The 18,598-nt window shown below is 67.7% G+C and carries 17 protein-coding genes; 9 read left to right on the top strand and 8 right to left on the bottom strand.

What is annotated here, in order from left to right:
* Positions 1 to 294: 294 nt before the first annotated feature.
* Positions 295 to 3,417 carry an autotransporter family protein gene (locus tag HV681_RS15095; RefSeq protein WP_175123838.1) on the top strand — a complete coding sequence of 1,041 codons (3,123 nt, stop codon included), beginning with the start codon at positions 295 to 297 and terminating at the stop codon, positions 3,415 to 3,417.
* Positions 3,418 to 3,531: 114 nt separating this feature from the next.
* On the opposite strand, the gene HV681_RS15090 is transcribed toward HV681_RS15095, so the two are convergent.
* Together HV681_RS15090 and HV681_RS28035 are read right to left on the bottom strand one after the other, a co-directional pair.
* On the bottom strand, positions 3,532 to 4,512 hold the full coding sequence (locus tag HV681_RS15090; RefSeq protein WP_175123837.1) for a MerR family transcriptional regulator: 981 nt from the start codon (positions 4,510 to 4,512) through the stop codon (positions 3,532 to 3,534).
* Between the two features lie 48 nt (positions 4,513 to 4,560).
* Positions 4,561 to 4,686 (bottom strand): hypothetical protein, encoded by a 126-nt coding sequence (locus HV681_RS28035; protein WP_263597313.1) that lies wholly within the window; start codon positions 4,684 to 4,686, stop codon positions 4,561 to 4,563.
* Here HV681_RS28035 and HV681_RS15085 point away from each other — a divergent pair.
* Complete coding sequence (locus tag HV681_RS15085) at positions 4,685 to 5,140, top strand: fasciclin domain-containing protein (protein WP_175123836.1); 456 nt, start codon at positions 4,685 to 4,687, stop codon at positions 5,138 to 5,140. The genes HV681_RS28035 and HV681_RS15085 overlap by 2 nt on opposite strands.
* A gap of 106 nt (positions 5,141 to 5,246) precedes the next feature.
* Here the strand turns inward: HV681_RS15085 and HV681_RS15080 are convergent, their stop codons facing one another.
* Positions 5,247 to 5,978: a GntR family transcriptional regulator gene (locus tag HV681_RS15080; protein ID WP_175123835.1), complete on the bottom strand. Its 732-nt coding sequence runs from the start codon at positions 5,976 to 5,978 to the stop codon at positions 5,247 to 5,249.
* A gap of 124 nt (positions 5,979 to 6,102) precedes the next feature.
* Between HV681_RS15080 and HV681_RS15075 the strand changes: the two genes are divergently transcribed.
* Genes HV681_RS15075 through HV681_RS15045 form a run of 7 tightly spaced genes read left to right on the top strand, consistent with a single transcriptional unit; the run spans position 6,103 to position 13,043 of the window.
* The gene (locus HV681_RS15075; protein ID WP_175123834.1) at positions 6,103 to 7,500 is read left to right on the top strand and encodes a class-II fumarase/aspartase family protein; all 1,398 of its coding nucleotides are present in this window, start codon (positions 6,103 to 6,105) and stop codon (positions 7,498 to 7,500) included.
* Positions 7,497 to 7,895, top strand: a complete 399-nt coding sequence (locus tag HV681_RS15070; protein WP_175123833.1) for a Zn-ribbon domain-containing OB-fold protein — start codon at positions 7,497 to 7,499, stop codon at positions 7,893 to 7,895. The genes HV681_RS15075 and HV681_RS15070 overlap by 4 nt, the downstream gene beginning before the upstream one ends.
* Positions 7,892 to 9,061: a thiolase family protein gene (locus HV681_RS15065; RefSeq protein ID WP_175123832.1), complete on the top strand. Its 1,170-nt coding sequence runs from the start codon at positions 7,892 to 7,894 to the stop codon at positions 9,059 to 9,061. The genes HV681_RS15070 and HV681_RS15065 overlap by 4 nt, the downstream gene beginning before the upstream one ends.
* Before the next feature lie 55 nt (positions 9,062 to 9,116).
* Entirely contained in the window at positions 9,117 to 9,794 is a 678-nt protein-coding gene (locus HV681_RS15060; RefSeq protein ID WP_175123831.1) for a 3-oxoacid CoA-transferase subunit A, read from the top strand.
* Positions 9,784 to 10,455 (top strand): 3-oxoacid CoA-transferase subunit B, encoded by a 672-nt coding sequence (locus tag HV681_RS15055; RefSeq protein WP_175123830.1) that lies wholly within the window; start codon positions 9,784 to 9,786, stop codon positions 10,453 to 10,455. The genes HV681_RS15060 and HV681_RS15055 overlap by 11 nt, the downstream gene beginning before the upstream one ends.
* A gap of 39 nt (positions 10,456 to 10,494) precedes the next feature.
* Entirely contained in the window at positions 10,495 to 11,475 is a 981-nt protein-coding gene (locus HV681_RS15050; protein ID WP_175123829.1) for a Bug family tripartite tricarboxylate transporter substrate binding protein, read from the top strand.
* A 5-nt stretch (positions 11,476 to 11,480) separates the two neighbouring features.
* A complete protein-coding gene (locus HV681_RS15045; RefSeq protein ID WP_175123828.1) occupies positions 11,481 to 13,043 on the top strand; it encodes a 3-hydroxyacyl-CoA dehydrogenase in 1,563 nt (520 codons plus the stop codon).
* Positions 13,044 to 13,067: 24 nt separating this feature from the next.
* On the opposite strand, the gene HV681_RS15040 is transcribed toward HV681_RS15045, so the two are convergent.
* The 5 genes from HV681_RS15040 to HV681_RS15020 form a co-directional block, all read right to left on the bottom strand.
* Positions 13,068 to 13,502, bottom strand: coding sequence for a YbaN family protein (locus HV681_RS15040; RefSeq protein ID WP_175123827.1), 435 nt, complete (start codon positions 13,500 to 13,502; stop codon positions 13,068 to 13,070).
* A complete protein-coding gene (locus HV681_RS15035) occupies positions 13,499 to 14,092 on the bottom strand; it encodes a biliverdin-producing heme oxygenase (RefSeq protein ID WP_175123826.1) in 594 nt (197 codons plus the stop codon). Before HV681_RS15035 ends, HV681_RS15040 begins: the two co-directional genes overlap by 4 nt.
* 182 nt (positions 14,093 to 14,274) lie before the next feature.
* The gene (locus HV681_RS15030; protein ID WP_175123825.1) at positions 14,275 to 16,449 is read right to left on the bottom strand and encodes a site-2 protease family protein; all 2,175 of its coding nucleotides are present in this window, start codon (positions 16,447 to 16,449) and stop codon (positions 14,275 to 14,277) included.
* The gene (locus tag HV681_RS15025) at positions 16,434 to 17,792 is read right to left on the bottom strand and encodes an efflux RND transporter periplasmic adaptor subunit (protein ID WP_175123824.1); all 1,359 of its coding nucleotides are present in this window, start codon (positions 17,790 to 17,792) and stop codon (positions 16,434 to 16,436) included. Before HV681_RS15025 ends, HV681_RS15030 begins: the two co-directional genes overlap by 16 nt.
* On the bottom strand, positions 17,789 to 18,598 hold the full coding sequence (locus tag HV681_RS15020; RefSeq protein WP_175123823.1) for an efflux RND transporter periplasmic adaptor subunit: 810 nt from the start codon (positions 18,596 to 18,598) through the stop codon (positions 17,789 to 17,791). Before HV681_RS15020 ends, HV681_RS15025 begins: the two co-directional genes overlap by 4 nt.

The following is an 18,598-nucleotide window of genomic DNA, read 5'->3' as shown; positions in this document are numbered from 1 at the left end:
CATCGAGCGTTATGCCGCGCGGAGATGGTATCCATTCAACGAATATAAATACTTCGGATAGCCCATACGTCGTGGTTTATACAAATATCGGTCGTATGCCGTAGACCTATTTTGATAATTAACGGGATATAACCCCGTTTATTAACGGGGACGTAAAAAGAACCGTTATACAGTGCCTCCTTTTTTCGAGAGCTGACCCTAAATTCACGCCGGCTGCATTATTACTTGCCGATACTTTTTAAACATATCGGCAATGTGTGAAAGGAAGCTCGATTAATCCGGAGGATTGAAGTTTTGGCATACGGCACAAAGAAGTGGCTGACGGCGACGCTCGCCCTGAGCGCGTCCTACGTGGGGAACGTCACCGCTGCGGACCTGACCATCGGGTCGGGTAATACGCAAGTGTTTGACGGGTCGGCCAACTTTCCCGGCGGCATTGATGTCAACGGCGGCACGGCGGTTATCGGCGGCAATGGCGGCGGTGCGGGCGTGGCGATCGGCGGCAACGTCAATGCCATGTCGAACGGCACGGTGGCGGGTTTCGGGTCGATCGGTGGCGACTTGAACGTGACGGGAAATTCCCGCGTTGCGCCGGGATACTGGGTGGACACGCCGACGGGCGTCTCCAACGGCAATCTCGTGGTGAACGGCAATCTGTCGATCAACAACGGCGTCTTTGATTTCGAAACCGGCTACGCCGGACTGCCCATCACGCAACCCGGCACGGGCGACAACATCAAGGTGGGCGGCAATGTTGCCCTGAACAACGCGACGCTGAACGTGAAGGTCAGCACGCACGGGGTCAGCGCGGGCTTTTACCGCATCATGTCGTACGGCGGCACGCTGAGCGGCAGCGGCCTGACGCTGGGCACGGTCTCCGGCGACTCGGCGCCGGCCGCGACGATCCAGACGTTGACGGGCGACAAGCACATCAACCTGGTCCTGGGTCCCAGCACCACCAATCTGTGGAACGGCAATGGCGCGGCCTCCGCGGCCACTGCGGGCGGCGGCAGCGGCACGTGGACCGCGGCGAGCGGCAACTGGAGCAGCCCGACCAACGCCACGGGCGCCCTGCCCAGCGGCGGCTACGCGATCTTCACGGGCGCGGCGGGCACGGTCACCGTGGACGGCAGCGCCGGTCCGGTGCGTGCGTCGGGCTTGCAGTTCGCCACGGATCGCTATCGCCTGCAAGGCGCGCCGATCACGCTGGCGGGCACGGGCGGCAACCCGCCCGTCATCGTCGTCGGCGACGGCACGTATGCGGCCGGCCAGTTCGTCGACATCATCGACAACCCGCTGCAAGGCACGGAAGGCTTTGTGAAGACGGGCGTCGGCTCGATCATCCTGAACGGCGACAGCAGCAACCTGACCGGCCCCATCTTCATCGCCGACGGCGCGCTGGAGATCAACGGCAAGCTGAACGGTCCGATGGACATCGGCCGCGAAGTGGTGCTGGCAGGTGTCGGCCAAGTAGGCAGCACGACGCTGTACCCCACGGCGGTGATTTCGCCGGGTAACGACGGCACGCCGATGGGCACGCTGACGGTCAACGGCAATCTCAACTTCGGCCAGGACACGATCTATCGCGTGCACGCCGATCCGACCAGCACGCTGAGCGACCGCATCCATGTGACCGGCGTTGCCACGCTGGACGGCACGGTCGCGCATGTGGGGCCCAATGGCAACTACGCGCCGCGCACGACGTACAACATCCTGACCGCGGACGGCGGTATTCAAGGCCGGTTCACGGGCGTGTCGAGCAACTACGCGTTCCTGACGCCGTCGCTCAGCTATGACGCGAAGAATGCTTTCATGACGCTCTCGCGTAACGACGTGCCGATCGGCAGCGTAGGCGGTTCGGAGAACGAAACGAACGTCGGTGGAGCGCTGGATCAGGAAGCGCCGCCTTCGAGCGGTAATGGCTCGGCTTCGGCGGGTAACGGTTCCGCGTCGACGGGCAATGGCTCGGCGTCGGCTGGCGACGGCTCTGCATCGGCGGGCAACGGCTCGGCAGCGGCGGGCGATGGCTCGGCATCGACGGGCAACGGCTCCGCATCGACGGGCAACGGCTCCGCATCGACGGGCAATGGTTCGGCGTCGACGGGCAATGGTTCGGCGTCGACGGGTAATGGTTCCGCGTCGACGGGCAACGGCTCGGCGTCGACGGGTAACGGTTCCGCAACGACGGGCAACGGATCGGCAACGACGGGCAATGGCTCGGCGGCGGCAGGCACCGGCGCCGGCAACGGCAATGAATCCGCCCCGGTCGTCACCACGCCCGTCACGCCCGGCGCCGACTCGTCGCTGATCGCCAGCGGCAATGGCGCAGGCAAGACGACGGGTGCAAGCCAGGTGACGGCGGCCGTGCTGGCCATGTCTCCCGCGCAAGCGCGCGCGGCCTTGAAGCAACTGTCCGGCGAAGCGTACGCCAGCACCGGCAGCGTGCTGCAGGCCCAGGGCGACGCGGTGACCACCCTGCCGCTGTCGCATCTGCGCGGCAACCTCGACGCGCCGATGCGCGCCGGCCGGCCGACGGCCCAATTGGGCGCGTCGTCGTCAGACGCCCTGCCGCAAAGCGGCGCATCGCCGATCTGGGCGCAGGCCTTCGGCAACTGGAGCACCTTCCGTGGCGACGGCAACGCATCCACCGTGCATCAGTCCGCGGGCGGTCTCTTTGTCGGCGGCGACGGCGACGTGGGCGGCGGTTGGCGTCTGGGCGGCGCGGTCGGGTACACCGGCAGCCACAACTCGATCTCCGACGTGTCGTCGCGCATGAGCGTGGACAGCTACACGGCCACGGTCTTCGGCGGCAAGAATTTCGAAGCCGGTCCCGGGCATGTGCGCTTCATGGCGGGCGTGGCCTACACTTGGCACGAGATCGATTCCAAGCGCAATATTGCGGCCGGCAGCCTGAACCAGCGCCTCGAGTCGTCGTATAACGCGTCGTCGACGCAAGTGTTCACGGAACTGGGCTACAAGCTGCCGCTGGGCGACGCCTACGCCATCGAACCTTTTGCCGGCGTGGCATGGAACCAGGTCCGCACGCGCGACTTCCAGGAAACGGGCGGCAGCGCGGCCCTGCGCGGTCAAGGCAGCACGGACGATGTGACGAGCACCACGCTGGGCTTGCGCGGCGCCATGCTGATCGGCACGGACAGCGCACCGGGCCGCCTGACGGCAACGGTGGGCTGGCGCCATGCGATGGGCGATGTCAAACCCACGCAGAAGCTGGCTTTCGAGGGCGGCAGCACCTTCACGGTGTCGGGCGTTCCCATCGCGCAGAACGCGGCCGTGCTGGGCCTGGGCGCCGAAGTGGCGATCACGCGCAACACGACGGCTGGCGTGGCGTACGACGCGCAGTTTGGCGGCGGCAATCGCCAGCAGTCGGGCATGTTCAAGCTGATGACGCGCTTCTAAGGCGCAGGGAGCGCGGCCGGTTCAATGCCGATGCCTGAACGGCAACGGGCTGGGATCCGGGTTCGTTCCTTTGCACGCGCCACGCGCTGAGGGCAGGGTCTTACGGCCCTGCCCTCAGCGCGTTTTCTTTTGGGCTTCTGTCTTCGGCATCCCGGCGGGCAACGGCAGCCCTTCGGCTCTGGCCAGGCGTTCCATCGCAACTTCCAGGATGGCGCGTGCCTGCCCGGCTGCGCGCCCGAGTTCGCTGTGCAGTTGCGCGTCGTCTTCATTGCGGGACGCGCACTGGACGCTATAGCGTTCAAAGCTGCCCACCATCAGCAACAGGTCGGCCAGGTGCTTCGGGCATTCGCAGGCAAGGCCGCTACCGGACGCCATGATGGTCAGGAGCGCATGCTCGTCAAAGCGCAGCTCCAGCGTCGGATGCTGCGGCGCGGTCGGCAACCGCTCGCCCGCCAGCGCGGACCGGCACAACTGCAGCAGCTCGCCGGTGTCGGCGGGAACGCGGGCGGCCAGGCAGCCGTGCGCGCGCAACGCGCGGATGGTCGCGCTGGCGCAGAACCGGTACAGCACCACGACGGCCGCCTGGCCGCATGCTTGCGCGGCGGCCACGATCAGCGGCAAGGCGCTCTCGTGCAATTCGGACTGTTCGATCACCAGTACCTCGACGCCGGTGTCCTGCGGCGTGAGCGCGACCTGTTCAAGGTGGGGCCAGCTATGTTGGACGATCACGTCCAGGCCATCGCGTCCGCTGCCGGCAATGCGCCGCGCCAGGTTGGCGCCGACCACGCCCAGCCTCAACGGCCCGTGCGCCTTGGGCTGGTGCGCGGCGGCGCCCGCCAGTTCCTGCAACTGATCCACGGACATGGGTGCAAGCACGCCGATGGCGTGACCTTGATCGACCAGCTGCTTGAGCAGGCTGAGCCGGCGGACCTGCTCGGCGGAATAGAGCCGCTGGCCACGCGCCGAGCGTTCCGCGCCCGACAGGTTGTAGCGGCGTTCCCAGACGCGCAAGGTTTCGGGCGACAGTCCCGCCAGCCGCGCCGCCACGCCGCTGCGGTAGGTGATGCGGCCGTCATCCGGTTGCTTGGATTCCATGGTTTTAGTTGACCCGATATTGAACCGATAAGTTTGAATAATAGCGGTTCAAAACATGGACGAGAAGCCGTCCGACGCGTAAATTTTCTCCTCAAGCGGTTCACTTTCGATCTCAACGCCGCTTTGCGCAAACCCCGCTTTTCGCGGATGTTCACGGGACAAGGAGTCAATCATGAAACGTCTTCTGGCAGGTATTTCGCTCACCCTGGCGCTGGGCACGGCGCAGGCCGCCGACATCGTCGACACCGCCAAATCCGCGGGGTCGTTCAACACCCTGGTGACCGCCGTGCAGGCGGCCGGCCTGGTGGACACGCTGAAGGGACCGGGGCCGTTCACCGTGTTTGCGCCGACCGATGAGGCTTTCGCCAAGGTGCCGAAGGACAAGCTCGACGCGCTGTTGAAGGACAAGGCGGCGCTGACCAAGGTCCTGACCTATCACGTCGTGCCGGGCAAGGTTATGGCCAAGGACGTGAAGGCAGGCCAGGTGAAAACCGTTCAAGGCAGCCCGCTGACGGTGACGGTCAATGGCGGGACGGTCATGGTGGATAACGCCAAGGTCGTGAAGACGGACGTGGTGGCGGATAACGGCGTCATCCACGTCATCGACACCGTCGTGATGCCGAAGTAATTGGGCTGCAAGGAAAGGGCTGCAATGCGCGGCCTGCGATGCGCAGGCTGCAACGATGTCGGCCTTGGTAGGCCACCGTGACGGTGCGTGGCCTACCTTTTTTGCTTTAGTCGGTATGCCGATCCAGCGACATCGTCAGCCGGAAGCGGCTGGCGGGGTGGTACGTCACGCTGATCTCGATGGTCTGGCGCGTCGTATCGATGTAGCTGCGCAGGATGCGCAGCGCGGGCGAGCCCGCCTCGGCATTCAAGGGGCCGGCTACGCGCGCCGGCAGTGCGACCGCTTCGATGTCCTGGCGGATCTGCACGATGTTCACACCGTAGTTCGCTTCGATCAGGCTGCTGATCAATTCCTGAGGGTTGTCGCGCACGCGGGGAATGATGTCGCGATAGGCCGGGTCCAGGTACGCGTCCGTCCAGCCGATGGGATTTGCCACATCGTCGCGATTGCGGCGCAGGCTGGAGATGCGCAGCCAGCGCGAGCCGCCGGCACAGCCCAGGGTCTGCGCCAGCGTCAGGTCGGCCACCTCGTCGGCTACGTCGATGACCTCGCGCATGTGCGCCTTGCCGAACTGCACCACGCCCTCGATTGAAGTCAGCGCCTGCTTGTAGTTGGCCGCGGGCCGCGCGGACTCAACACGCGTGCCGACGTTCTTGCGGCGCGATACCAACCCCAGTTGCTGCAATTCTTGCAGCGCCAGCCGCACCGTGTGCCGGCTCGTGTCGAACTGCGCCGCCAATTCCAGTTCAGTGGGCAGCAGGTCGCCGACCTTGTGATGGCCCGCGACGATCGCCTCGCTCAGCGCCGCCGTCAGGCGCGCCGCTGTCATCCGTGTCATGGATTGCTCCTAGTCTTTTCCAAAGCACCCGCGGGTATACCCCGATATCCCGGTCCGCCAAGCATGCCTAGACTTCCAATATGTTCGAACATATTGATATGTTCGTAGTTTCAGCGAGGTTAGCATGCCGGTTTCTCTGCTGGGCGGGGCCACCACGGTTCTCGACTCCGTTCTCTTTCGTGACGCCTTCGGCACCGCCGAAGCCCGCGAGATTTTCTCCGATCAGGCGACGCTTGCGCGCTATGTCGAGGTCGAAGTCGCGCTGGCCCGCGCGCAGGCCCGCCTCGGGCTGATTCCGGCCGAGGCCGCCGACCAGATCGCCGCCCGCGTAAAACCCGGCGAACTGGATTTGCCCGGACTGGGTCAGCAGACCGATATCGTGGGCTACCCCATCCTCCCGCTGGTCGAGCAGCTTGCCACGCAATGCGGCGACGCGGGCGGATATCTGCATTGGGGCGCGACAACGCAGGACATCATGGACACCGGCATCGTGCTGCAGGTGCGCGCCGGCCTGGACGTGATCGAACGAGACTTGTCCGAAGTGCGCGCAGTGCTGGCGGGGCTGGCCGAGCGTCACCGCGCGACGCCGATGGCCGGGCGCACGCATTTGCAGCATGCGCTGCCCATCACGTTCGGCTACAAGGCGGGCGTCTGGCTGTCGATGTTCGACCGGCATCAGGAACGGCTGGCGCAGCTGCGCGAGCGCGTGTTGTGCGTGCAGCTTGCCGGGGCGGCGGGCACGTTGGCTTCCATGGGCGAGCACGGACTGGCGGTGCAGCGCGAACTGGCCAAGGAACTGGGCCTGGCCGTCCCGGCCACGACCTGGCACGTTGCGCGCGACTCGCTGGCCGAGGTGGTCAACCTGTTGGCATTGATCGCCAGTTCACTGGGCAAGGTCGCCACCGATGTGATGATCATGGCGTCCACGGAATTCGGCGAGCTGCGCGAACCCTTCGTGAAGGGCCGTGGCGCCAGCAGCACGATGCCGCAGAAGTGCAATCCCATCTCTAGCGAACTGATGCTCGCGGCGGCCAAGGCCGTGCGCCAGCATGCCGGCTTGATGCTGGATGCCGCGGTGCAGGACTTTGAACGCGCAACGGGGCCTTGGCATGCGGAATGGATCGCCATTCCGCAGAGTTTCATCCTGACGGCCGGCGCGCTGCATCAGGCCCGATTCGCGCTGGGCGGGCTGAGCGTGGACGTGGAACGCATGGGCGCCAATCTGGGCCTGACACACGGCCTGATCGTGGCCGAGGCCGTCATGATGGAACTGGCGCCCGCGCTGGGCCGGCACAACGCGCATCACATCGTTTATGACGCCTGCCGCGCGGCGCTGGGGCGCGGGTGCAGCCTGGCCGAAGCGCTGCTGGATTCGCCCGAGGTCAGCAAGCATTTCGACCGCGAGGCGCTGGCCCGCATCACCGACCCCGCCAACTATCTGGGCCAGGCGCCCGCGCTGGCCGACCAGGCGTGCGCCCGCTCGCGCTCGCTGGGCTATCCCCATCAGGAGGCCCGCGCATGAGCACCGTGCACAAGACGGACGCGCCGGTCGGCGTGGAACAGACGTACTTCACTTCGCTGGCGCAGGGCGTGTGGCGCGTGCCGCGCTGTGGCGGTTGCGGTCTGGCGGTCTTCTATCCGCGCCAGATCTGCCCGCAGTGCGGCGGCGGGGATTTTGACTGGTTCGAGCCGAGCGGCCGCGGCGTCATTCATTCGACCACCACAGTCCGGCGTCCGCCCGAGGCGGGCGGCGACTACAACGTGTGCCTCGTTGATCTGGAAGAGGGTTTTCGCATGATGAGCCGCGTCGAAGACGCCCCTGCCACCCGGCCCTGCATTGGCGACGCCGTGCGCGCCGTGGTGCGCGCCCATGGCGACGCCAACCGCGTCGTGTTCAGTCTGGACGAGCAAGCATGAAAGACAACACATTTCGCGGCGCGGCCGCGATTGCCGGCATCGGCCACGCAGGCCTGGGAAACGCCGCCGGCTTCACTGAAATGGAGATTCTGGCGCAGGCGAGCGCGCGCGCCGTGGCGGATGCCGGCCTGCGCATGAGCGACATCGACGGCCTCTGCACGTGCAGCGCGTCGGCAACGATGTGGGCGATGCCGGTGGCCGAATACCTGGGCATCAAGCCCACGTTCATCGACAGCACCATGCTGGGCGGCTCGAGCTTCGTCGCGCATCTGGCGCCCGCCGTCCACGCGCTGATGTCCGGCGAGTGCAACGCGGTGCTGGTCTGCTATGGCAGCACGCAGCGCTCGGGCACGATGAACCGCGCTGCCGTCGGCAAGATGCGCGCGGCGCTGGATCCGCAGCCCTTCGAAGCGCCGTACGAGCCGCTGCAGCCCATCACCGCGTACGCGCTGGCCGCCGCACGCCACATGCACGAATACGGCACCACCCGCGAGCAGCTGGCGCAGGTGGCCGTGTCTGCCCGCGAGTGGGCGCAGCTCAATCCGGACGCCTGGTCGCGCGATCCGCTCAGCCTCGATCAGGTGCTGGCCGCACGGCCGGTGTGCGATCCGCTGACGGTGCGCGACTGCTGCCTGCTGACCGATGGCGCGGGGGCGTTCGTGCTGGTGCGGTCGGACCGCGCGCGCGATCTGGCGCAGCCGCCCGTCTACGTATTGGGCAACGCCACCGAAGTCTGGCACCGCCAGATCTCCTCGATGCAGGACCTGACCGTCACGGCGGCCTCGCGCTCGGGACCGCGGGCGCTGGCGCAGGCCGGCCTGCAGGTGCCGGACGTCGATCTCGTCTGCCTGTACGACGCGTTCACCATCAATGTCCTGCTGTTCCTGGAAGACCTGGGGTTCTGCCCCAAGGGCGAAGGCGGCCGGTTCGTCGAAGGCGGCCGCATCGGTCCGGGCGGCTCGCTGCCGGTCAACACCAACGGGGGCGGGCTGTCGTTCGGCCATCCTGGCATGTACGGCGTGTTCCTGGTGCTGGAGGCGGTGGCGCAGTTGCGCGGCCAGGCCGGGGCGCGTCAGCGGTCCGCCGACATCGCGCTGGTCCACGGCAACGGCGCCACCTTGTCCAGCCAGTCCACCGCCGTGCTGGGCACCGCGGCCGCGCTCTGATTCCATTCATCCAACCTGGAGTCCTGCGGCGTGTCGCGCGCCGCGGGCTGAGTTCATGATCGACAAGATATCTCCCTCGCTGCAAGAGGCGGTCAGTGTGATCGGCGACGGGGCCACCGTGATGGTGGCCGGCTTCGGCGACTCGGGTCTGCCTTGCGCGCTGCTGCACGCGTTGAAGGACGCGGGGCCGCGCAACCTGACCATCGTGAGTAACAACGCCGGCACGGGCGACTACGGGCTGGCGGCGCTGCTGTCCGCGGGCCTCGTGCGCAAGGTGATCTGCTCGTATCCGAAGTCGTCGGGATCGGACGTGTTCACCGCGCTGTACCGCGCGGGCAAGATCGAACTGGAAGTCGTGCCGCAGGGCACGCTGCTGGAACGCATGCGGGCGGCGGGCGCCGGGCTGGGACCGTTCTTCACGCCCACGTCCTACGGCACTCCCGTGGCCGACGGCAAGGAGCAGCGCATCTACGAAGGCGTGGGCTACGTGCTGGAGAACCCGCTGCCCGCCGACTTCGCGCTGCTCAAGGGCGATCAGGCGGACCGCTGGGGCAACCTGACCTATCGCCTGGCCGCGCGCGGTTTCGGGCCGGTCATGGCGATGGCCGCGCGTCACACCATTGCCGAGGTCAACGAGATCGTGCCGCTGGGCGCACTCGCCGCCGACGCCGTGCATACGCCCGGCATCTTCGTTCAAAGCGTCGTACGCCTGGAGGCACGCCATGACGGTTAAACCCCTCTCCCGCCAGCGCGTGGCGCAAATTGTCGCGGACGACATTCCCGACGGCAGCTATGTGAATGTCGGCATCGGCATTCCAACGCTGGTGGCGGGCTGCATCGCGCCGGACAAAGAGATCATCCTGCATAGTGAGAACGGCATCCTCGGCCTGCGCGGCCTGCATGAAGGCGAGACGCCCGACCCGGACCTGATCAACGCCAGCAAGGTGTCCGTGCAACTGCTGCCGGGATCTTCGATCTGCGACCAGGCCACGTCGTTCGCCATGATGCGCGGCGGCCATCTGGACCTGACCATTCTGGGCGGTTTTCAGGTGGCGCCCAACGGCGACCTGGCGAGCTGGTCGCTCGGCCTGCCGGGCGACGTGCCCGGCATCGGCGGCGCGATGGACCTCGTGGCGGGCGCGCGCCGCGTTGCCGTGGCCATGCAGCACTGCGACCGCGACGGCAATTCCAAGCTGGTCAGCGCCTGCACGCTGCCGCTGACCGGTCCAGGCGTGGCCGACGTGATCTACACGGATCTGGCGGTCATCGACATCGACCCGGCGCGCGGCTTCGTCGTGCGCCGCATGTTGCGCGGCCTGACGCGCGAAGCGTTGCAGGCGGCCACTTCCGCGCCCCTGTCCTACGCCGATGAAGTGACGTTTATCGAACCCTGACGCGCAACGCGCGCAATAAAAACGAGTGAAGGAGACATCATGACCCTGTTGCACAAGTTCAAGACGGGCGGCGTTCTTGCCGCCATGACGCTGGGTTTGGCCGCCGTATCGGCCACGGCGCACGCCGAGTACCCCGAGCGCCCCATCCAGCTCATCGTGGGCTATCCGCCCGGCGGGTCGGCCGACGTCGTCGCGCGTCCGCTTTCCGTCTTGCTGGGCAAGAAGCTGGGCGTGCCGATCGTGGTGGAGAACCGGCCCGGCGCCGGTTCCAGCATCGGCACGCAGGCCGTGGCGCGCGCCAATCCGGATGGCTACACCGTCGGCCTGGTGCTGGCGGCGCATGCCATCAATCCCAGCCTGTACAAGAACCTGCCGTACAACACCGAGAAGGATTTCGCGCCGGTCGGCAAGATCGCCGACCTGCCGATGGCGCTCTACGTCAACTCGCAGTTTCCGGCCAAGACGGTGGGCGAGCTGATTGCCTATGCGAAGGCTAATCCCGGCAAGGTGACCCTGGCTTCCTCGGGCAATGGCAACACCACGCATCTGGCCATCGAGCTCTTTGCGACCAGCGCCGGCATCGATCTGCTGCACGTGCCTTACAAGGGGGGCGGCCCGGCCCAGACCGCCGCGCTGGGCGGTGAAGTGTCCGGGCTCTTCGACGGCCCGCATTCGCTCAACATGGTGCAGAGCGGCCGCGTGCGCGTGCTGGGCTTTGCCAGCAAGGATCGCCTGTCGCTTGCGCCGGAGGTGCCGACCATCTCCGAGGCTGGCCTGCCCGGCTTCCAGGTGTCCGGCTGGTACGGCCTGGTGGCGCCGGCGGGGACGCCTCAGCCCGTGATCGACAAGCTGAACAGCGCGCTGAACGAGGTGCTGAAGGGCGCCGATTTTCCCAAGACGGTTGAACCGCTGGGCTACATCGTCACCCCGTCCACGCCGGCCGAATTCGGGACTTTCGTGACCGACGAGACGGCACGCTGGAAGAAGGTCATTCAAGACGCAAACATCAAACTGGACTGAGGCATATGGGTAGCGAATCGACGACGGGTCTTCCCGACCTGGACCGGCCAGGCGTGAAGGTAGGCGTGGTGGGCGCGGGCCTGATGGGCCGCGGCATCGCGCAGGTGGCCGCGCAGGCGGGATACGTGGTCCGCCTGCACGACACGCGCGCCGGCGCCGCCAGCCAGGCGCGGCAGGACATTCTGGCGTCGCTCGCGACGCTGGCCGCGCGCGGCAAGATTCCGCGGGAGCAGGCCGAAGGCGCCGATGCGCGTCTGATCGCCGCGGACGCGCTGCAGGATCTGCATGATTGCGAACTGGTGATCGAGGCAATTGTCGAGTCGCTGCCTGCCAAGCAGGCGCTCTTCCGCGAGCTGGAAGCGGTCGTCACGCCGCAATGCGTGCTGGCGACCAACACGTCTTCGCTCCTGGTCACCGAGGTGGCCAGCGGATGCGACTTGCCGGAGCGGGTAGGCGGTCTGCACTTCTTCAGCCCCGTGCCTCGGATGAAGCTGGCGGAGGTCATTCCCGGCCTGCGCAGCGCGCCAGGCTTGGCGGACACCCTGGCTGCGTTCACGCGGCGCGTGGGCCACACGCCGGTCGTGGCGCGCGATACGCCGGGCTTCATCGCCAACCATGCCAGCCGCGGCTATCAGCCCGAAGCCTTGCGCATTGCGGGCGAGCAGATCTGCGACTTCGCCGGCATCGACGCCATCCTGCGCGATGCGTGCGGCTTTCGCATGGGGCCGTTCGAACTGTTCGATCTGACCGGGCTCGACGTGTCGCATCCGGCCGGGGAATCGATCTATCGCCAATGGTTCGACGAGGCGCGGCATCAACCGTCCATCATCACGCGGCAGCGCCTGGCGGGCGGGGTGCTGGGGCGCAAGACGGGTCAGGGGTTCTATCGGTACGACGAGGACGGAAAGCGCGTGGAGGCAGAGGGCGACGACAGCGCGGCCGTGGTGGCGGACCGGCGCATCCCCGTGTGGATCGCGCCGTCCGCGCTTCCTTTCCGCGCCACACTGGCGGCGCGCGTAGCCGCAAGCGGCGCCACGCTCGAGACCGCGGAAACGCCGTCCGACGCGGCGCTTTGTCTGGTGCTGCCCGTGGGCGATGACGCGACGGCAGCGTGCGTTCGGTTGGAACTGGACGCGCGGCGCGTGGTCGCCGTCGACCCGCTGTTCACCCGCACGCGATGCACGATCATGCTGACGCCCGTGACGTCCGCGGCCATGCGGGAACAGGCGCGCGCGATCCTGCAAGAGGATGGCGTGGCGGTGACGTGCATTCAGGACAGTCCGGGTTTCATCGCGCAGCGCATTGTGGCGACCATCGTCAACAATGCCTGCGCCATGGCGCAGCAGGGGATCGCCACGCCTCAGGACATCGACCAGACGGTGACGCTGGCGCTGGGCTATCCGCTAGGGCCATTCGCGTTGGGGGATGCGCTGGGGGCGCGCACCATTCTGCGGATTCTCGAGCAGTTGCACGCGCGCTATCTGGAACCCCGGTATCGCCCCAGCGCGTGGCTGTCGCGCCGGGCGGCGCTGGACCTGCCGTTGGCAGCGGTGGCCAGCGCACGCTGACACGGCCGCTGCGCCCGCGTCGATTCAGGAACGATGCGCGTCGCGCAGGACCGGCGATCCAGCCGGTTCGCCGCGCTGCGTGCCCGGCGGCTCGGGTCGCTGCCAGATCCACACCAGCACCACCACCATCGTCAGGCACAGCGGCCAGACGACCCACGGATGGGGGATGGTCTGCGTCATTACGACCATACAGACCGTCATCGACACCGTGGCCGTGACCTTGGCGCGGCGCGTGACCATGCGGCCGTTGTGCCAGTTGTGCAGCATCGGGCCGAACCAGCGATGCTCATGCAGCCAGCGGTGCAGGCGGGGCGAGCTGCGTGCGGCGGCCCAGGAGGCCAGCAGGACGAATTCGGTGCTGGGCAGGCCGGGGATGAAGACCCCGGCGACGGCCACTGCGATGCTGACGATAGCGAGCGCCAGATACAGCGCCCGCACCCACGGTTTGCGTGGCGTCATGCGCCGAGTTCGAAGTGCCGTTCGAGCAATGCGCCGAAACGGTCATAGGCCGCGTTGGCGCCGGCGATGACGGCATCGTGCGTCGCGGGGTCGAGCGTATCGCTGTCCAGCGAGGCGACGAAGCGGCGCCACACGGTGGCGCGGCCATCCGGGTAGGCGGCAAGGTTGCGCGCACCGAAGTCGGCGGACAGGCCCAGGTCGGATTGCGCCTGCTTGAAGAGGAAGGCGGCGCCCAGCGTGGAGCCTTCGGACACGTACAGCCAGCCCAGCGCTTCGGGCATGGTCACGCCAATGCTGGCAATGCCGTCCTCGGGGGCGGCGGCGCCCAGATCGCGCAGGTCGGCGAGCGAGGCGTCTTCGCGGCCGCGTGCTTCCAGGTCAGGCACCGCCTGCTTGACGGCGTCGTCCTGGAACAGGAATTCGACGTCGCGCTGGAAGAGATACTGCGCGGCGACGAAGCGGGCGTACGCATCGCGGCTTGCGAACGGCGCGCCGCGCTCCATGAGCTGGTGCATGCGTTCGTGCTGCGCCGCGGTTTCGTATTTCAGGCGCTGCGACAGCGAGGGACGTTCGAGGGTTTCGGTGGTCATCGTCGGTGTGGGTGATGGGTGAAGGCGATCCATCGGTGATGGATGATGATGAGTCTTATTATTTCGTACGACTTGCCGAATGACACGTTAAAGATGCTTAAGAAACGTGTCCGTGCGAGCGATGCCGTACACGGTTGCGTGTAAAGGATGGCGTTGGAAATGCGGCGGTCGAAGCATGTCCCTCAAAAGCCGGTTTCGCGCACCAGCAGCGCGGCGACGCGGCGCCACGTGCGCAGCAACAGGCTTTCGGCGTCGCCTTCGATGATGGCCGTGCCGCGCATGGCCTGCAGGCGCGGCATGGCGGCGTTTGACGTATCCGCCGGGCGCAGGATCACGCGATACACCGCGCGTTCCGGCACAAGGCCCTGCGATTCGGGATCGGGGCGCGCTTCGCCGCGCGGCGCCTGCGTCGCGGGCACGGCGCCACCGTTTGTCGAACTGAGTTCGGGCGCGGCCGCCAGGCGTCGCGTCGCGGTGGCGGCGATGTCTGACACAACCAGCGCGACGGCGGGCTCGCCGGGATCTTCGGACAGAAAGCGCGCGTGGCCGCCCGCTCGCAGCCGGTGCAGATCGTCTTCGGCCGCATAGGCTTGCACGACCGCCTCTGACGGATCGGCCAGCGACCCCAGCCATTCGCCTTCGGCGATCCACTCTCCCGCCGCGAGGGGCTCGGCCAGTTCCGCGACGATGCCGTCGAACGGCGCGCGGATGGTGAGCTGCTGGCGTTGGCGCGATAGCACGTCGAGGCGTTCGCGCGCCGCCTGCAGTTCGCCGGCGGCAACGGGCACGGCGGCGGCGGTGTCGCGGGTCATGGCCTGGAACGACTGCTGCCATTGCAGCACCTGGATGCGGCGCGTCAGCGAGTCGATCTCGTGGCTCATGTCGGGCGCGTCCAGCACGAAGAGCGTCGCGCCGGCGCTGACCGTTTGCCCGGCGTGCACGTCGATACGCTGAATGCGGGCGCCGGCGGGCGCGACGATGCGGGCCTGCTGCGCCGCGTGCATCAGCGCGGGGGCCTCGATGCGCGTGCGCCACGGCACCACGGCGGCAAGGACGCCGACGAGCGCGACGCCTGCGGTGATGCGGCTGCGCCGGTTCCAACCGCCGCCGGGACGGCTGGTCAGGCGCTCGCGCCATGCGCGCAGTTCGGTGTAGATGGGCTTGAGCACGAACGCCACGATCTCGATGGCGAACAGCACGATGCCAAGCATTTTGAAAGCCATGTGATACACCAGCAGGGCGATGCCCAGGAACAGAAAGAAGCGGTAGATCCAGACGCAGAAGGCGTAGGTGATGAGGGTGCGTTCGCGCCAGGGCGCGAAGACTTCGGGGCGCTCGTCGCCCAGTCCGAACAGCCATTCGCGCAGCTTCCATCGGGCCAGCGCGAAGGAACGATTCTGCAGATTGGGCACGTTCAGCGCGTCGGTCAGCAAAAAGTATCCGTCAAAGCGCATTAGCGGATTCAGATTGACGGCCAGCGTCAGCAGCCAGGTGGTCGTTGCCAGCGTGAACGCGGCGCTGCGCAGCACACCGTCGGGCAGGAAGCTCCACGCCAACGTCGCCCACGCGGCCAGCGCGGTTTCGGCCAGCATGCCGGCGGCGCCGATCGACATGCGTTTGCGGCGGCTGGACAGCCGCCAGGCGCCCGAGCTGTCGGTGTACAGCACCGGCCACATCACCATGAACGCCACGCCCATGGTGGCGACGCGGCAGCCGTGATGCTTGGCCGCGTAGGCGTGGCCGAGTTCGTGCAGCACCTTGGCCGCGCCCAGCGTGACGGCGGCCGCCAGTGCGCCTTCCAGGGTGAAGAAGTGCAGGAACGTGTGGAGAAACTGATCCCACTGGCGCGCTGCGAGAAACAGGCCGAGTACGCCGGCCGCCACCGTCAACCGCAGGAAGGCGCGCGACAGAAACAGGCGCCGCACGGCAGGCAGCGTGCGGGTCAGGAACGCGTCGGGCCGGACCAGCGGAATGCGGAAGAACAGGTACTGGTGGATCAGGCTTTTCAACCAGTGGCTGCTGCGGCGCGCATCGGCCTCCTTGGCGTAGCGGGCAATCGCGTCCGGGCCGCGCAGTTGCACGAGGCTGTTGTGCTGCAGGAACTTTGCAAAGTCCTCGACGTCGTCCGCGCTGAGCTCCAACGTGGTTTCACTGGCCGCCGCACCCGCAATCGCGTCGGCGCTGCCCAGACGCCAGCGCGCCAGCATCTCCGCTTCCGCCCAGCCGATCTGAAAGAACAGGCCGCGGCCGGGGTCCTCCAGCGTCCAGGCCGGCGAACCGTCGTGGTTGGACGGCGCGCGATGCAGCAGCAGCTCTTCGCGCAGCGCGGGCAGCGCGCCGCTTACAGTCCCAGCCATACGCGCAGCGTCGCCAGGGGTTTGCGCAGCAGGTAGCCGTAGAGCGGCGTGGATTCGCCGTACAGCTTGGCGGTGCCTTTCAGGCCGACGCGCGGCTGCGTGGCGAGCGCGTCGTCGGTGAGGCGTGCGCGCACGCGATAGGCCATGGCGCCGTCGGCGGTGGGCGCTGCGCGGTAGCCCACCCGCAGCAGCGTGGCGGGCAAGGGATCGGCGGGGGCGGTGTTCAGGAAGAGCCGGATCGGCGCTTCGGCCGGCAGCGCAATCGCGTCACCGACGGACAAGTGGATTTCCAGCTCGACGTCCGCCGGGTCGGCCACCATCATGATGCGTTCGCCCAGTGCCACGGGCTTGCCGATCCAATCGGCGGGGTCGTCGAACAGCACGATGCCGTCGCGCTCGGCGCGTAGCTGCGTGCGCGCCACCGCCTTGGCATAGAAGTCCACGTCGCTCGCGGCCTGCGCGCGCTTGCCTTGCGCCAGCGCCAACGTGGCCTTGCTGCGGTCATCGACCAGCGCCTGCTGCTGGTTCTGCCGCAGCTCGGCGTCGGCCACGGCCAGCGCCTGGCGTGCGCTTTCCAGCCGACCTTCCAGGTCGCGCACGTCCAGCGCGGCCAGCAGTTGTCCTTTCTCAACGGTCTGGCTGGGCGTGACGGCGATCTCGTCGACGACGCCCTGCAGTGGCGCGCGCACGGCCATGGGCGCGCGCGCGACGACCTCGGCCGGCGCAAGCACGGATTGGCGAACCGGCACGAACATCAGCGCGATGACGGCCGCGCCCAGCGCCAGCCACCAGCGCGTGCGGCGTTCGCCATGGCGCAGGCGGCCCCACCAGCCGGCCGCGCGGCCCGTGCGCTGCGTGGGCGCCAACGCGCGCCAGGCGTGCGCGTAGGCGTCCGCCAGCAGACCCAGCACGGCAATCTCCGCGCCCGTCCACGGCGTATCGCGCCACAGGGCAAGCAGACCATCGCTTGCTGTCGCGTGGCCCAGAGGCAGGCGCAGCAGCAGGCCGTGGCGCGGCAGATGCTCCGCCCACATCGCGTGCTCGTCGGACGTCGCGTCAAAGGGGCCGCTTGCGCCCTCGCGCGCGCGGCTTGCCAGCAGGCCGGCCAGCCACACGGTATAGGGCGCGTTCGGGTCTGGCACCGCCAGGCCCGACAGCGCGGAGATGACGCCGTCGCCACCGGCGCCCGGCAGCCACAGCGCCGCCTGCCGATACGGCGCCAGCGCATGCGTGTCGTTGACCATCAGGAACGCCAGCGCCTGCGCGTCCGCGCAGGCCCGTGCGCGCTTTTCCAGTTGGAGCAGCGCGGCCAGCAGATTTTCTCGTGTAGCAATGTCCGTCACGGCGTTCCCGCGGCGGGCAGGTCGACGCGCACGCTGCCGCTCATGCCGGGCAGCAGTTCGGCGGCCGTGTTCTGCGCGTCGGCGAGGCGGCCAATGATCTTGACCGACTGGCTGACCGGGTCCACGGCGCCCGCGATGTGCGAGACCGACGCCTCGTACGTGCGTCCCGTCTCGTCGACGGTGACGCGCAGCGGCGAACCGGGCTTGAGCCACGCCAGCCAGCGCGAAGGCACGATCGCTTCCAGTTCGAAGGCGGAGTCGTCGTAGATGCTGACGAGCTTCTCGCCTTCGGCCACGCTTTCCGATGCACGCGCATAGGTTTCGCCGACCCGGCCCGCGAACGGGGCGGCAATGACGCAGCGATCCACGAGTACCCTTTCGGCGTTGCTTTCGGCACGGGCGACGGCGACCGCCGCGCGCGCCTGTTCGACGTCGGATCGGCTGATGGAGCGCAGCGCTTCCAGCTGCTCGGCGACCGCCTGCTTCTTGCGCGCGGCAGATTCGGCCAGCACGGCGCGTTCCAGCCGGGCGCGGTTCAGCGCGCAGTCATAGGCGACAAGCACGTCGCCCTTCTTGAAGCGGTCGCCTTCCCGAAACGGCAGCGCGTCGATCTTGCCGGACAGGCTGCTGGAAATCACCGCGCGCCGCGCGGCCACGAGTTGGGCGCGGGCCGTGTCGGCGGCGGCCGGGGCGGTCATGGGGACGAGCGGCGGCGTCTGGGCATGGACGGCCGCGGACGCGGCAACGCCCGCTGCCAGCAGCAGGCGCGCGCCATGCCGCGATACGGAGGCTTGCAAAATCGGCAT

It is taken from the genome of Achromobacter animicus (genome assembly GCF_902859585.1).
GTDB classification, from domain to species: Bacteria; Pseudomonadota; Gammaproteobacteria; order Burkholderiales; family Burkholderiaceae_B; genus Achromobacter; species Achromobacter animicus.
This window is presented reverse-complemented; position numbering and strand designations above follow the sequence as displayed.